13 protein-coding genes are annotated in these 13,884 nt (G+C 60.7%); 9 read left to right on the top strand and 4 right to left on the bottom strand.

Annotated features, from left to right (window positions below):
- The first annotated feature begins 52 nt into the window (after nucleotides 1-52).
- From QZ653_RS01500 to QZ653_RS01465, 8 genes are all read left to right on the top strand, one after another.
- Complete coding sequence (locus QZ653_RS01500; protein WP_296417195.1) at nucleotides 53-1,057, top strand: ABC transporter ATP-binding protein; 1,005 nt, start codon at nucleotides 53-55, stop codon at nucleotides 1,055-1,057.
- Nucleotides 1,050-2,087, top strand: coding sequence for an ABC transporter ATP-binding protein (locus QZ653_RS01495; protein WP_296417194.1), 1,038 nt, complete (start codon nucleotides 1,050-1,052; stop codon nucleotides 2,085-2,087). Before QZ653_RS01500 ends, QZ653_RS01495 begins: the two co-directional genes overlap by 8 nt.
- Before the next feature lie 49 nt (nucleotides 2,088-2,136).
- Complete coding sequence (locus tag QZ653_RS01490; RefSeq protein ID WP_296417193.1) at nucleotides 2,137-3,858, top strand: peptide ABC transporter substrate-binding protein; 1,722 nt, start codon at nucleotides 2,137-2,139, stop codon at nucleotides 3,856-3,858.
- A 77-nt stretch (nucleotides 3,859-3,935) separates the two neighbouring features.
- The gene (locus QZ653_RS01485) at nucleotides 3,936-4,367 is read left to right on the top strand and encodes a hypothetical protein (protein ID WP_296417192.1); all 432 of its coding nucleotides are present in this window, start codon (nucleotides 3,936-3,938) and stop codon (nucleotides 4,365-4,367) included.
- Nucleotides 4,368-4,405: 38 nt separating this feature from the next.
- On the top strand, nucleotides 4,406-4,828 hold the full coding sequence (locus tag QZ653_RS01480) for a hypothetical protein (protein ID WP_296417191.1): 423 nt from the start codon (nucleotides 4,406-4,408) through the stop codon (nucleotides 4,826-4,828).
- A gap of 28 nt (nucleotides 4,829-4,856) precedes the next feature.
- The gene (locus QZ653_RS01475) at nucleotides 4,857-5,879 is read left to right on the top strand and encodes an ABC transporter permease (protein ID WP_296417190.1); all 1,023 of its coding nucleotides are present in this window, start codon (nucleotides 4,857-4,859) and stop codon (nucleotides 5,877-5,879) included.
- On the top strand, nucleotides 5,872-6,834 hold the full coding sequence (locus QZ653_RS01470) for an ABC transporter permease (protein ID WP_296417189.1): 963 nt from the start codon (nucleotides 5,872-5,874) through the stop codon (nucleotides 6,832-6,834). Before QZ653_RS01475 ends, QZ653_RS01470 begins: the two co-directional genes overlap by 8 nt.
- Nucleotides 6,835-6,938: 104 nt before the next feature.
- On the top strand, nucleotides 6,939-8,255 hold the full coding sequence (locus QZ653_RS01465; protein WP_296417188.1) for an MATE family efflux transporter: 1,317 nt from the start codon (nucleotides 6,939-6,941) through the stop codon (nucleotides 8,253-8,255).
- Here QZ653_RS01465 and QZ653_RS01460 read toward each other — a convergent pair.
- A complete protein-coding gene (locus QZ653_RS01460; RefSeq protein WP_296417187.1) occupies nucleotides 8,252-9,532 on the bottom strand; it encodes a DUF3422 family protein in 1,281 nt (426 codons plus the stop codon). The two genes, QZ653_RS01465 and QZ653_RS01460, sit on opposite strands and share 4 nt — an antisense overlap.
- 133 nt (nucleotides 9,533-9,665) lie before the next feature.
- On the bottom strand, nucleotides 9,666-10,832 hold the full coding sequence (locus tag QZ653_RS01455; protein WP_296417264.1) for a type III PLP-dependent enzyme: 1,167 nt from the start codon (nucleotides 10,830-10,832) through the stop codon (nucleotides 9,666-9,668).
- A gap of 399 nt (nucleotides 10,833-11,231) precedes the next feature.
- Here QZ653_RS01455 and QZ653_RS01450 point away from each other — a divergent pair, with 399 nt between their 5' ends.
- Nucleotides 11,232-11,771, top strand: a complete 540-nt coding sequence (locus tag QZ653_RS01450; protein ID WP_296417186.1) for a pseudouridine synthase — start codon at nucleotides 11,232-11,234, stop codon at nucleotides 11,769-11,771.
- Here the strand turns inward: QZ653_RS01450 and QZ653_RS01445 are convergent.
- On the bottom strand, nucleotides 11,768-12,271 hold the full coding sequence (locus QZ653_RS01445; RefSeq protein WP_296417185.1) for an aggregation factor core protein MAFp3, isoform C: 504 nt from the start codon (nucleotides 12,269-12,271) through the stop codon (nucleotides 11,768-11,770). The two genes, QZ653_RS01450 and QZ653_RS01445, sit on opposite strands and share 4 nt — an antisense overlap.
- Nucleotides 12,272-12,375: 104 nt before the next feature.
- Nucleotides 12,376-13,881, bottom strand: coding sequence for an NAD(P)(+) transhydrogenase (Re/Si-specific) subunit beta (locus QZ653_RS01440; protein ID WP_296417184.1), 1,506 nt, complete (start codon nucleotides 13,879-13,881; stop codon nucleotides 12,376-12,378).
- Between the last annotated feature and the right edge of the window lie 3 nt (nucleotides 13,882-13,884).

Genomic DNA, 13,884 nt, shown 5'->3' with positions numbered 1-13,884 from the left:
GGGTCCGGCAACAAAAACAATCCATTAGACCACTTTCACAGGGGGGTCGCCTATGCCCGATGGGGCGCAGCCTGTTCTCGATGTTCGGGACCTGAAGACTGTTTTCAAAGTTCGCGGTGGCGAAGTCCACGCGGTCAATAACGTGAGCTTCGACCTCAAGCCTGGTGAATTGCTGGGCGTTGTCGGCGAAAGCGGCTCCGGCAAATCGGTGACGATGATGTCCCTGTTGGGGCTGCTGCCCACGCCGCCTGCAGATGTGCAAAACGGCAGCGTCACCTTTCAGGGGCAAGACCTGCTGAAGGTGAACCCAGAGACGTTGCGGTCCGTGCGCGGGGGCAAGATCGGCTTCGTCTTTCAGGACCCGATGACGTCTCTCAACCCCGTCTACAACGTCGGTATGCAGATCATGGAACCCCTGCGCAAGCATATGGGGTTGTCCAAATCCGCCGCCCGAACCCGCGCGAAGGAATTGCTGGAACTGGTCGGCATCCCAGATGCGGAACGCCGCCTCAAGGATTATCCGCACCAGTTTTCCGGCGGCATGCGTCAACGTGTGATGATTGCCATTGCGCTGGCGTGCGACCCGCAGGTGCTGATTGCCGATGAACCCACGACGGCCCTTGATGTGACCATTCAGGCCCAAATCCTGGAACTGATGAAAGACCTGCAAGACCGTCTTGGAATGGCCGTGATCTGGATCACCCATGATCTGGGCGTGGTGGCGGGCATCGCGGACCGTGTGTTGGTGATGTACGGCGGCCAGATCGTTGAGCAGGCCCCCACGCGGGAATTGTTCAAGAACCCGCAACACCCCTACACCCGCGCCCTGCTGAAAACCGTGCCGTCTGTGCGCGGCCAGCGTGAGGACCGTTTGGCCATCATCGAAGGCCAGCCCCCGATCCTTGGCGCGCAACCCACCGCCTGCCCCTTCCGTGACCGGTGCGATGTGGCGTTTGATCGCTGTGCACGCGAAAACCCGGCCCGCTTCATCGTAGGTCCGGCCCATGATGCGGCCTGTTTCTATGACGCCAACACAGGGGCCCCGCGCGATGTTTGATGCCCCCAAAACCAATACGAAACTGGTCGAGGTCCGTGACCTCAAGATGCACTTTCCCATCCACACAGGGCTTTTTCGGCGTCACACAGGTGACGTGAAGGCCGTCGATGGCGTCAGCTTTGACATCTACGAAGGGGAGACGCTGGGCCTTGTGGGCGAAAGCGGGTGTGGCAAATCCACCTGTGGCCGCGCTGTGCTGCGTCTTTATGACATCACCGACGGGTCGATCATGATCGACGGGGATGAAATCGGCGACACACCGCAGGCCAAGTTGCGCGGCAAACGACCCACCATGCAAATGGTGTTCCAAGACCCGCAAGCGTCGCTGAACCCGCGCATGACCGTGCAGGCGATCATTCAGGAACCGTTGGACGAACACACAAGTCTCAGCAAAGAGGAAAAGCGCGAAAAGGTGCTGGCCCTGATGGATCAGGTCGGGCTGAACCGCAAATTCGCCGGCCGCTACCCCCATGCGTTCTCTGGCGGGCAACGCCAGCGGATCGGCATTGCACGCGCGCTGGCGCTGAACCCCAAGTTTATCGTCTGCGATGAGCCGATTGCCGCACTGGATGTGTCGATTCAGGCGCAGGTGGTGAACCTGCTGGAAGACCTGCAACAGGAATACGGGCTCACGTACCTCTTTATCTCGCACGACCTGAGCATGGTGCGCCATATCGCGACCCGTGTGGCGGTGATGTATCTGGGCAAGATCGTCGAACTCGCCCCGCGTGAAGCACTTTATGCGGCCCCGCTGCATCCCTACACCAAGGCGCTGCTGTCGGCGGTGCCCGAACCCGACCCCGACCTGCACGACACGATGGACCGCACGATTCTTACGGGGGACGTGCCCTCCCCCGCCAATCCGCCCAAGGGGTGCAATTTCTGCACCCGCTGTCCGGCGGTCATGGACATCTGTCATCAACAAGACCCCGAATATCGAGAGGTGCTGCCCGGCCAATTCGTCGCCTGCCATCACTACAACGATATCACCGATGCGAACGCCATCCGCGCCGCATCCGAGGCCCAGTAACATCTGGATCAAGAGCAAGACCAACTCGATACCAACTAGGAGAGTGACAATGAAACTGACAACAGCCCTCATGGGCGCCACCGCATTGGTGGCATTTGGATCGACGGCAATCGCCGACGGCCACGAAGGTGAGCGCGGCCGCGACGGCCAGCTCAACATCATCTACTGGCAGGCGCCATCGACGCTGAACCCGTATCTGTCGGGCGGCACGAAAGAGGTTGAATCCGCATCCCTCGTTCTGGAATCCCTTGGCCGTTTCGACAACAACGGTGAACTGATCCCATGGCTGGCCGCTGAAATCCCGACGGTCGAAAATGGTGGCGTGGCCGAAGACCTCACATCCATCACATGGACCCTGCAAGAGGGCGTGATGTGGTCCGACGGCACCCCGCTGACGGCCAATGACGCTGTGTTCACATGGCAGTATTGCACCGCAGAAGGCGGCGGCTGCGCGCAGGCGTCCTATTTCGACGGTGTTGAATCTGTCGAGGCCGTGGATGATCTGACGATCAAGATCACCTTCGATGCACCGAAGCCCTTCCCCTACACAGCGCTTGTCGGCTCTGAAAGCCCGATCATTCAGGCCGCACAGTTTGCGGATTGTCTGGGTGCTGCGGCGCCAACATGTGTGGACGCCAACTTTGGCCCCATCGGCACCGGCCCCTTCGTGGTGACGGAATTCAAAGCCAACGACGTGATCCAGTTCTCCGCCAACGAGAACTTCCGCGAAGCAGGTAAGCCTGCCTTTGCGACCGTTCTGTTCAAAGGGGGCGGCGATGCAGCAGCGGCGGCACGGTCTGTTCTGGAAACAGGCGAATTCGACTACGCATGGAACCTGCAGATCGACCCCACGGTTCTGGCCGATATGGAATCCGCGGGCCTTGGCACCGTTGTGACCGCATTTGGTACATCCGTGGAACGTCTGCACCTGAACCAGACCAACCCGTCTGCCGATCTGGGTGAACTGCGCGCCACTGCCGAAGGTGGGCCACACCCCTTCCTGACCCAGCCGCACATCGGTCATGCGATGTCCATGGCCATCGACCGTCAGCTGCTGGTCGATATCGGCTACGGTGCAGGCGGTCAGCCGACCTGCAACGTGCTTCCGGCACCGGCGGTCTACGCATCCACGGCCAATGACGGCTGCCTGACACAAGACATCGAAGGCGCGAATGCGATGCTCGATGGAATGGGCATTGTCGACACGGACGGGGACGGTATCCGGGAATTCGAAGGCACCCCGCTTCGCGTCCTGTATCAGACATCTACGAACGCCGTGCGTCAGGATACCCAAGCCCTGATCAAACAGTGGTGGGCCGAAATCGGCATCGACACCGAACTGCGCAACATCGACGCATCGGTCTTCTTCGGTGGGGATCCGGCATCGCCTGACACCTTCCAGAAGTTCTTTGCGGATGTCGAAATGTACACCAACAATTTCGCGGGCGTTGACCCCGAAGCGTACATGGCGAACTGGGCGTGTTCCGAATGGCCAAGCCCTGAAAGCCAGTGGCAGGGGTCCAACATGCAGCGTTTCTGCTCCGAAGAGTATGACGCGCTGATTGACGAGCTGGCAACCACCGCCGGCATCGACGCACGCGCCGAGATCGTCAAGCAGATGAACGACATGTTGATGCAGTCCTATACCATCATCCCTCTGATCCACCGTGGTGGTGTGTCGGCCCATGCCAACACGTTGGGCGGTATCCAGATTTCCGATTGGGATTCCGAACTGTGGAACATCAAGGATTGGTACCGCGCGGGTGAATAACCCCGTCTAGCCAAAACCACATGGTGGGCGCGGCATCGTCGCGCCCACTGCCCCCTTTTCTTATATACCGGACAGTCATGAAACTGCGTCACCCCCCTGCCCCGACCCGCCTGCGACTTGGCTTTTGCGCCACGGCGCTGTCGCTGTGTGTGGCAGGCGCGGCGACGGGCCAGACCTCCGGAAGCACGGTCTATTTCTGCAAAACGCTGGAACGCTGCGACACGAGCCTGAGCGACTGTACCCCCACGCCGCCCGAACTGGTTCAGATCACCCTGCCCCCTGTGATGGAGGACCCGGCCCTTTTGTCCTATTCCGGTGTGCGTTTTACGCTGCCTTTTGTCGGTCTGGACGCAGGCGGACGCACCTACGCCGTCACCGAAGGCCCGTTCGACGTCGCCTTGACCCAATACCGCGAACTGGCCGATGTGGGGTTCGATCTGATGATCGCGATTGAGGGCGTTGAAAACGCCTATGTCACCGAATGCCCCATGTTCGAGGTTCAGCCCTGATGGCGGCAGTGACGCATATGCCAGTGAAACGACGGCGCGTGTTCCATCGCACCGCCCTGTGCTTTGGGGTCACGCTTTTTCTGGCAGGCTGCACGACCGCCGCTGCGCCTTTGCGGCCTGCGCAATTCTTTGCCTGCACTGCCGCTCAGGTCTGCTCAGCCAATGGGTGCGACCCTTCCGATCTTGAATTCAACGTCACGCCCCAGCGCGCATCGGGCGTTGTGCTGTCTTTTGCGGACGCCTCCGCCCCGCTGACGCTGGAAGAAACCACCTTCGCGCAAGCGGCTGGGGAAGATGTGGTGCTGACCAGCTACACGGGCCAACTTGATGCGTCATCCGTGCGCTTGACCATGGCGCGGGCGACGGACACCGCCCTGAACGCCCGTGTCGAACTGGATGGGCCGGACGGCACCCGCGATATCAGTGGCACCTGCACCGCCGTGGGGGACACCCCGTCATGACCATCTTCGCGCCCATCGGAGCCCCCCAATGCTGACCTACACCATCCGGCGTTTGCTGACGGCGATCCCGACGTTGATCTTCATCTCGCTGATCATCTTTTTGCTTTTGGACATGGCGCCGGGCGATCCCACGGCCCAGTTGCCCCTGACCATCCCCCCCGAAGTCCGCGAACAAATCCGCCAGTCCTTGGGATTGGGGGAGCCTGTGCACATCCGCTATTTCCTCTGGCTCAAACAGGTCATCTGGACGGAGCCGCTGTTCTATCTGTCCGAAGGCGTCTCCTGGATCGACGCGCCTGACAGCGCGCGGCTGATCTCATGGCAGACCCGCGCGCCGGTGATGGACACGTTGTTCGAACGTCTGCCCCAGACGTTGATGGTCGTCGGGCTGGCCTATGTGGTCGGCGTGCTGATCGCGCTGCCCATCGGCATCATCTCTGCCTACAAACAATATTCTGTCTTCGATCAGGCTGGTACTTTCGTGTCGATGATCGGCTTTTCCATCCCGCCGTTCTTTTCAGGCGTTTTAATGATCATCCTGTTCACGGTGATGATGCCCAACGACAGTTTCTGGTGGTTCCCGTCAATCTACGACACCACGCTGGTCGTCGACAGTTGGGAGAATTTCAAGGCGCAAATCCGCCAGATGGTCCTGCCTGTTATGGTCTTGGCACTGCAAACCACTGCCCAGATCAGCCGCTTTATGCGCGCGTCCATGCTGGACAACCTCAACCAGGATTACGTGCGCACGGCCCGCGCCAAAGGCATGACCGAAAGCGTTGTGGTCCTCAAACACGTGCTGCGCAATTCGATGATCCCCGTGGTCACGGTGATCGCCCTTGGTATCCCGTCGATCTTTGGCGGGGCGATCATCACCGAACAGATTTTCAAGGTAAACGGCATCGGCCAAATGCTGATCGTGTCGATCCAGGCCTCTGACCTGCCGATGGTGCAGACGATTACGTTCATCTTTGCGGTGATGATCGTCCTCTTTAACCTCATTGCCGATATTCTTTACGGCATTCTCGACCCGAGGATTCGCTATGACTGATCCGATAGACCCCGCAGCCGCAGGGGCCGTAAGCCCCGCCCCACCGGCCCTGTCAGAAGATACGCGCATCGACGCGCCTGCGCGCAATCAATGGTGGGACGTCTGGGACCAGTTCAAGACCCACAAGGGGGCCGTCTTTGGCGCGTCCTTCTTCATCTTCGTGATCGCGGCGGTCTATCTGGGCCCGTTTCTATGGACGATTGACCCCACCTACATCGACATCCGCGCGCGCAATTCCGGCCCCACATGGGCGCATCCCTTTGGCACCGACCAGCTGGGCCGCGATATGTTGGCGCGGATGATGGCGGGCGGTCAGACGTCGATCTCCGTGGGCCTGACGGCCATGGCGCTGGCGCTGTTGCTGGGCACGCTTGTTGGGGTGCTGGCGGGGTATTTCAAACGGATCGACGGGCTGCTGATGCGCACCACGGACCTGTTTCTGGCCCTGCCCCTGCTGCCTTTGCTGCTGGTCATGGTGATGTTGTTCCGCCAGCCCCTGTCGGCGTCCTTTGGACCCGAGACGGGCATCTTTATCCTGATCGTGGTGGCCATCGGCATCACCTCTTGGATGCCAACGGCACGGATTGTGCGCGGCGATGTTCTGGCGCTGAAAGAGCGCGAGTTTGTGCTGGCGGCCCGGTCGATCGGCACCCGCCCCGGCAAGATGATCCTGCGCCATGTCCTGCCCAATGTGATGTCGCCTATCATGGTGTCTGCCACGCTGGGGATCGCCACGGCGATCATCACCGAAAGCGCGTTGAGCTTTCTGGGCCTAGGTTTCCCACCGGATTTCCCCACATGGGGCCGCCTGCTGTTTGATGCGACGGATTTCATGCAACAGCACCCTGAACGCGTCATGTGGCCCGGTCTGGCAATCAGCCTGACGGTACTGTCCGTGAACTACATGGGCGACGGGCTGCGCGACGCGCTGGACCCCCGTATTCGCGGATTGTGATTTAAGCCGCCCCCGCGGGAACCATTCTATGCCGCCTGGGGTTGGAGAGCATGTCAGCAAGCCGTGATCTTACCAAAGGCCCCGTGTGGCGCGGCCTCGCGGCTGTGTCCGCGCCTATGTCACTGGGCATTCTGGGCGTGCTGAGTGTCGGCCTCGCCGACGCTTATTTTCTGGGACAACTGGGCGAAGAACCCTTGGCCGCCGTTGGCTACATCTATCCGGTGACGGCTGCGATTACGTCGCTGTCCATCGGCCTGTCTGCAGGGGCAAATGCCGCCGTATCACAGGCAATCGGCCGCAAGGACGGCGAAGACGCCGAACAGCGGCTCGCCCTTCACGCGTTGGTGCTGGGGGTATCCTTGTCGCTGGTGATTGCTGCAGCCTTTTATCTGCTGTCCGGTCCGCTGTTCCGCCTCATCGGCGCGGGCGATCCGGTGATGGAAGAGATTAATAAATACATTCCCTTCTGGACCCTTAGCTTTCCGGTGCTGGTGTTGATGATGCTGAGCCAGGCCACCTTTCGCGCCCATGGGGACGGGGCCAGCGCGGCTGCCATCATGGTCGGCTCGGCGCTGATCAACATCGCAATCACGCCTGTTTTCATCTATGGCACATGGATCGCGCCCGAACTGGGCACCGGCGGCGCGGCGCTGGCCACATTGATTGCGCGTGTCTTGGGTGCAGCGGCTGCGCTTTACTGGGCGATCCACACCAATCGGCTCAAGTGGTGCGCGGAACCGTTCAAAAACATCTGGTCGTCCTTTGCTCAAATCACCAAGGTCGGCGCGCCTGCCGCCCTGTCGAATTCGATCAATCCCGCTGGCATGGCCGCCGTCACGGCCGCTGTGGCCACCTTGGGCGAAACCGCTGTGGCGGGTTTTGGTGCCGCCACCCGTGTGCAATCTCTGGTGCTGGTCCCGATGATGGCCCTGTCCGCCGGGATTGGCCCCGTCGTGGGCCAGAACTGGGGTGCGGAAAAACACGACCGCGCCGCCGCAGGCTTGCATTGGGCATTGTGGTTCTGTCTGGGCTACGGCCTGTTGATGGGATTGGTGTTGGCTGTGTTTGGCGGCGTGATCGCGGAGTGGATCGCAGGCGACGGGCAAGCCGCCGATCAGGCAGCTTTGTATTTGCGCCTCGTGGGATGGTCGCTCTTTGGATATGGTTTTGTGGTGGTGTCCAATGCGGCCATGAACGCACGCGACAAGGCGGTTTGGTCCATGGCCCTGTCCCTTGGCCGCATTTTCTTGCTGTACCTGCCGGGGGCCTGGCTGGGCGTCTGGCTATTCGATTTCACCGGCGTTCTGATGGCGGCCATCCTTGCCAATCTGGTCGCAGCACTGGCCGCCGTCTGGATGGCCACACGCACAGACCTTTTGAAACCGCGCGAGCTTCCCCTGCCGGACAGCGTAAAGGCCTAATCCAGCGCCTTGCGGATCTGGCGGACCATCACCCAGACCAGACCAATCACCAGCGGCGTCAAAACCGCCTTCATTGCCAGCGACGACAGCCCCACATCGTCCGCAAAGGGCAACGCCATATTGGCCGCCAAGTTCACGGCATAATAACTGATCGCGACAATCGACAGCCCCTCAACCGTCTTTTGCAAGCGCAGCTGCAAATCCGCCCGCCGGTCCATACTTTCCAGCAGCGCCTTGTTTTCGGCTGAGCGTTCCACATCGACCCGGGTCCGCAGCAAATCAGACGCACGGATGGCCCTGTCCGACATCGCGTCAAGCCTCTCTTTGGTGCTGGTCACCGTGCGCATCGCCGGATCAAAGCGGCGCATCATGAATTCCCCAAAGGTCTGACGCCCCTCGAACCGGTCCTCTCGCAACACCGAAATCCGCTGATTGACGATCTTTTCATAGGCGCGGGTTGCCCCAAACCGGAAGGTGTTCTGCGCCGTCATCGCCTCCAACTCACCAGACACTTGCAACAGGGAATTGAGCGTCGTCTCCGTGTCCTGCGGCATTCCGGTCAATGCATCTGTCAGACCCGACAGCCGGCGGTCCAGATCACCCATGGTTTTGCCCAAAGACCGCGAACGTGAAAACCCCAGCATCGCCATCGCCTTATAGGTCTCAATTTCACATAGGCGCTGGACGATGCGGCCCGTGCGCCGCTCCCCCGTGCTGGGGCGCGCGAAGACGGCAAACCGCATGTGGCCCGCTGGATCAATCCGGAAATCCGCCGCGATGATGGCGTCATCATCCAGAACGCGGCTTACCGCCACGCTTTCGGGGACAAACCAATCACGCACTTTGTCGGTGATGCCCTCATCGCCGCTTTGTTCCTCAACGCGGATCAAAGCAGACGTGACCCGCGCGCCCGGCGCATCCGCCAACCACTGATCCGGGAACATCGCAAAGGTCTTTGCATCAAACGGGGTGGCTGCAGACCCTTGCCCGAAAATCGTGTAGGTCACAAACTCCGTATGGCTTTCCCATTTCAAAACATGCTGGCCAATCTGGCCAAAATAATGGGTCGCCCCTTCTTCGGGATGGGGGGCCGCGTAGTGATCCAGCAACGCCTTCAGATGCGCCACATCCGCCGCCCTGTCCCGGCCCGCGGCATTCTCGGCAGGTTTGATGGCCAGATAGGCCGCGCGGCACGGCGCATCGAGGGTCGGGAAAGGCCGCGCATGCAATTCATTGGCCAGCGCATAGCGCAACGGATGGTCTTGGATCGGGCTCATGGCGCGGCGTCCTCAGGTCTGTTGCGTCAAGACCTAGCCGCTTTCACAAACCTGTAAAGAAAAAACGCCGCATGTTCATAAGGTTAGCCGCGCACAATGGTATACCGTGCGCGGCTGGGGACCCCATCCAGGGTCAGACAACCATCACCGCAAGCGGCGGGAAGCCATTGAAACCAACAGAAGAATAGCTGCTGGTATAGGCCCCGCAGTTGCGAATGACGATGCGGTCACCGGCGCTCAGGCTCAGTGGCAGCAACACCGGTTGTTTCTCGTAAAGCACATCGGCGCTGTCGCAAGACGGGCCTGCAAGGACGCATGGCCCCATCGGATCACCATCGCGCGGCGTGCTGATCTGATAACGGATCGCCTCGCCTTCGGTTTCTGCCAAGCCACTAAAGCGGCCAATGGACAGATAGACCCAGCGGTGCAGGTCACGGGCGGATTTGCGGCTGGCCAGCATGACTTCGGCCACGATGGCACCCGCCTCCGCCACGAGGCCCCGGCCCGGTTCGGCCATCACGCGCGCAACCTCCCCGAAGCGCGCGGAGACCTGTTCCATGACCGAGGCCGCGTAGTCGGTCGGGGCTTCAATGTCCTGCCCGTAAAAGGCCGGGAACCCACCGCCGATGTTCAGAAGCGTCAGGTCGTGCCCCGCCTCCTTGGCCGCGTGCCAAATCTTGTGCATCTCATCCAGTGTCGGCCCCCACATGGCCGCCCGCCGGGTTTGGGAGCCTACGTGGAACGAAAATCCAACGGCCTGCAGCCCCAGCGCGCGGGCACGGTCCAACAACTGCAACGCCATGGCACGGTCGCAGCCAAACTTACGTGACAGCGGCCAATCGGCCTGGGATGTCTCGACGATCAGACGAATATAAACCTGTGCGCCGGGTGCATTCTGGGCGATCTTGTCCAGCTCTTCGGCCGCATCCGCCGCAAAAAGCGTCACACCCACCGAATGGGCGTAAGCCACATCCGCGGCCCGTTTGATCGTGTTGCCAAAGGAAATGTCACAGGGCCGCGCACCTTGGGCCAGACACAATTCGATCTCGCCCCGCGACGCCGCATCAAAATGCGATCCCAACCCCACCAGCCGCGCTATGACCTCCGGGGCAGGGTTCGCCTTCACCGCATAATGAATATCCGCCCGGCCCAAACCGGCCTTCAGCGCATGATACTGCTGCTCCACACGGTCCAGCGAAATCACCAGCGTGGGGTGATCAAACATCGCCGTCTCAACCACAGCGTCAAATGTTGAAATAGCATCAAAATCCCCGTCCACACGGGGGGCCACAAATTGCATCGTCATGTCTCATCTCCAATAAGACCCGGCCATGATGGATCATCCCATCGCAGACCGCTCACTTCCAAAAGGAGACGTTACCGTCGCTGCATAAACACACTTCAAACCGAAAAGGGCCAGAGGCGCGTGCGTTGGCGTCTGAGCGCGCCTATGCGCCCATTCTTCGAGTCGCACAAGAAAAATCTGCGGGGAAAATCCAGCTTCTTTCACCCCCGAACGCGCCACCTGAAATCCGCGCCACGCCCCCGTTTCTCTGGTTCAAAAATACCTGAAATCCGTCCCTATCCCGACACGCCGCCCCCGCGATCTGCACTGCGCCCCGCAGGGGCGCCCCCGCCGTCCGCAGGACCGGATCGCAGATCCCTTCCCCTGATCCGAAATTCTCGCTACCAGCAGTCCATGGTAACGATCCTGTTCAACAAACCCTTCGGTGTGCTCAGCCAGTTCACGGACGTCAAATCCCCGACGCAGCGCCCGACGTTGTCGGGGTTCGATCTGCCGAAAAATGTCTATGCCGCAGGGCGGTTGGACCGCGACAGTGAAGGCCTGCTGGTGCTGACCGACAACGGGAAATTACAGGCCCGGCTGTCCAGCCCGAAGTTCAAGACGCCGAAAACCTATCTGGTGCAGGTTGAAGGCGCGCCAACGGAGGCAGACCTTCATCCGATGCGCACAGGCCTGACCCTCAAAGACGGCCCCACCCTGCCCGCCAAAGCGCGCCTCATCGCGGCACCTGACTTGTGGCTGCGCGATCCGCCTGTCAGGGTCCGTAAAACCGTCCCCGACACGTGGATCGAAATCACCATCACCGAAGGGCGCAACCGTCAGGTTCGTCGCATGTGCGCGGCCATAGGGTTTCCCTGCTTGCGACTGGTGCGCTGGTCTGTGGGGGGATGGACCCTTGACGGCATCGGTCAGGGCAAGTGGCAGGCGGTCTAGGACAGACAGGCGTCCAAAGGCACCAAAGCGCGACCTGTGGCATCAAAGACGCCGGTGCTGAACAGGCTGTCGCCCTCGCGGGTGACGATCACCTCCGCGCCCGCAATCTCGGCCCCGTCCACGGTGATCTCCCGTGTGCTGGCGGTATCATCCAGATCCAGCGTCAGTCTGATGACATCACCGGCCTGCAGCGCCGCCAACCGCAGGGTCAGCAACTGGTCACCATCGTTCACAACGCTCATCGTCGCCACGAGGGCCGCGCCATCGACGATCTCGACAGGCTGGTTGACCTCTACCCCTGCGCCTTCGGACGACACATCAAAGATCAATCCGGAAGGGCTTGGAACCAGATCAACAGCCAGTGTCAGCGGGCCGATTTCACAGCCACCGATATTGGCAATCTCGATGCGATCCTTTGGCGCGCCATCCCGAAAGGTGACTTCAAGATCGGCAGCCGCCGACGTGCCCACTAACGCAAGTACACCCGTTATCCATTTCATGCGCACGTCTCCTTTTGCGATCAACTGGCGCGTAGCCGCGCCATGTCAACGAAAAAGGCCCCGCCGGCAACGACGGGGCCTTCCAATAATCGGTGCGGATCAGATCAGTCGATCTTGCCCAAAAGCGCATCCAGGCTTGCTTTCGCATCGCCATAGAACATCCGCGTGTTGTCTTTGAAGAACAGCGGGTTTTCGATGCCCGAATAGCCTGTGCCCTGCCCGCGTTTGGACACGAACACCTGCTTGGCTTTCCAGCATTCCAGCACCGGCATTCCGGCGATGGGGCTGTTGGGGTCGTCCTGTGCGGCGGGGTTTACGATGTCGTTGGACCCGATGACGATGGCAACGTCCGTGTCGGGGAAGTCGTCGTTGATCTCGTCCATTTCCATCACGATGTCATAGGGCACCTTGGCCTCGGCCAGCAGCACGTTCATATGGCCGGGCAAACGGCCCGCCACGGGGTGGATCGCGAAGCGCACGGTCTTGCCCTTGGCGCGCAGACGACGGGTCAGTTCAGCCACGTTTTGCTGGGCCTGTGCCACGGCCATGCCGTAGCCGGGGATGATGATGATGCTGTCAGCCTCATCCAGCGCGTTGGCCACGCCGTCCACGTCGATGGCGACCTGTTCGCCTTCAACGGCCATCTGTTCACCTGCAGGGCCGCCAAAGCCGCCCAGGATCACAGACACGAACGACCGGTTCATCGCCTTACACATGATGTAGCTGAGGATCGCACCGGAGGAGCCGACAAGCGCGCCCACAACAATCAGAAGATCATTGCCCAGCGAGAACCCGATCGCCGCAGCCGCCCAGCCGGAATAGCTGTTGAGCATGGACACGACCACAGGCATATCCGCGCCGCCGATGCCCATGATCAGGTGGTAGCCGATGAACAGGCCCAGCAGCGTCAGCAGGACGAGCGTGAAGGTGCCGCCGTTGGACAGATACATGATCGCAAAGATCACGGACAACGCCGCTGCCCCTGCGTTTAGATAATGACCGCCGGGCAGTTTCTTGGCCGATGTGTCAATCTCGAACGGCAGCTTCGACGAATTGCCTGCCAGCTTGGCATAGGCGATAACCGATCCGGTGAAGGTCACGGCACCGATCCAGATGCCCAGAACCAGTTCCACTCGCAAAATGCCGATTTCAACGCTGGATTTCTTGGCAATCAGTTGGCCGAAAGTGGACAGCTCGGAAATGGCCAGGGCCGGCATGGCCGCCAGCGCACCGGGCGCGCCCAATCCTAAATTGTTTTCGGAATACAGCGCGCTAATGGCATTGATCATCAGGTCTGCGTTGAACCCCACAAAAACAGCCGCCAGCCCGACAAGGCTGTGCATGATCGCCACCAGTTCGGGCATCTGCGTCATCTCGACCTTTGTGGCCAGTTGATAACCCACAGCACCGCCCGCCGCGATCAGCAGCAGCGACAGCAGCCACAGACCGGACCCAGGCCCGATGATCGTGGCCAGCACGGCCAATGCCATGCCGACAATACCGTACCAGACGGCGCGTTTGGCGCTTTCCTGCCCCGAAAGGCCGCCCAGCGAGAGGATGAAAAGAATGGCTGCGACCACATAGGCCGCGATGGTGAATGCGTTTTCCATAAG

This window comes from Pseudooctadecabacter sp. (genome assembly GCF_020627745.1).
Taxonomy (GTDB): Bacteria; Pseudomonadota; Alphaproteobacteria; order Rhodobacterales; family Rhodobacteraceae; genus Octadecabacter.
The sequence above is the reverse complement of the archived record's forward strand: the minus strand, read 5'-3'. Positions and strand labels throughout refer to the sequence as shown.

What these genes read in the sequence shown, in the direction of transcription:
- QZ653_RS01490 (WP_296417193.1), top strand. Translation starts at nt 2,137, where the DNA reads ATGAAACTGACAACAGCCCTCATGGGCGCCACCGCATTGGTGGCATTT.
- QZ653_RS01500 (WP_296417195.1), top strand. Translation starts at nt 53, where the DNA reads ATGCCCGATGGGGCGCAGCCTGTTCTCGATGTTCGGGACCTGAAGACT.
- QZ653_RS01450 (WP_296417186.1), top strand. Translation starts at nt 11,232, where the DNA reads ATGGTAACGATCCTGTTCAACAAACCCTTCGGTGTGCTCAGCCAGTTC.
- QZ653_RS01495 (WP_296417194.1), top strand. Translation starts at nt 1,050, where the DNA reads ATGTTTGATGCCCCCAAAACCAATACGAAACTGGTCGAGGTCCGTGAC.
- QZ653_RS01440 (WP_296417184.1), bottom strand. Translation starts at nt 13,881, where the DNA reads ATGGAAAACGCATTCACCATCGCGGCCTATGTGGTCGCAGCCATTCTT.
- QZ653_RS01445 (WP_296417185.1), bottom strand. Translation starts at nt 12,271, where the DNA reads ATGAAATGGATAACGGGTGTACTTGCGTTAGTGGGCACGTCGGCGGCT.
- QZ653_RS01460 (WP_296417187.1), bottom strand. Translation starts at nt 9,532, where the DNA reads ATGAGCCCGATCCAAGACCATCCGTTGCGCTATGCGCTGGCCAATGAA.
- QZ653_RS01470 (WP_296417189.1), top strand. Translation starts at nt 5,872, where the DNA reads ATGACTGATCCGATAGACCCCGCAGCCGCAGGGGCCGTAAGCCCCGCC.
- QZ653_RS01475 (WP_296417190.1), top strand. Translation starts at nt 4,857, where the DNA reads ATGCTGACCTACACCATCCGGCGTTTGCTGACGGCGATCCCGACGTTG.
- QZ653_RS01485 (WP_296417192.1), top strand. Translation starts at nt 3,936, where the DNA reads ATGAAACTGCGTCACCCCCCTGCCCCGACCCGCCTGCGACTTGGCTTT.
- QZ653_RS01455 (WP_296417264.1), bottom strand. Translation starts at nt 10,832, where the DNA reads ATGCAATTTGTGGCCCCCCGTGTGGACGGGGATTTTGATGCTATTTCA.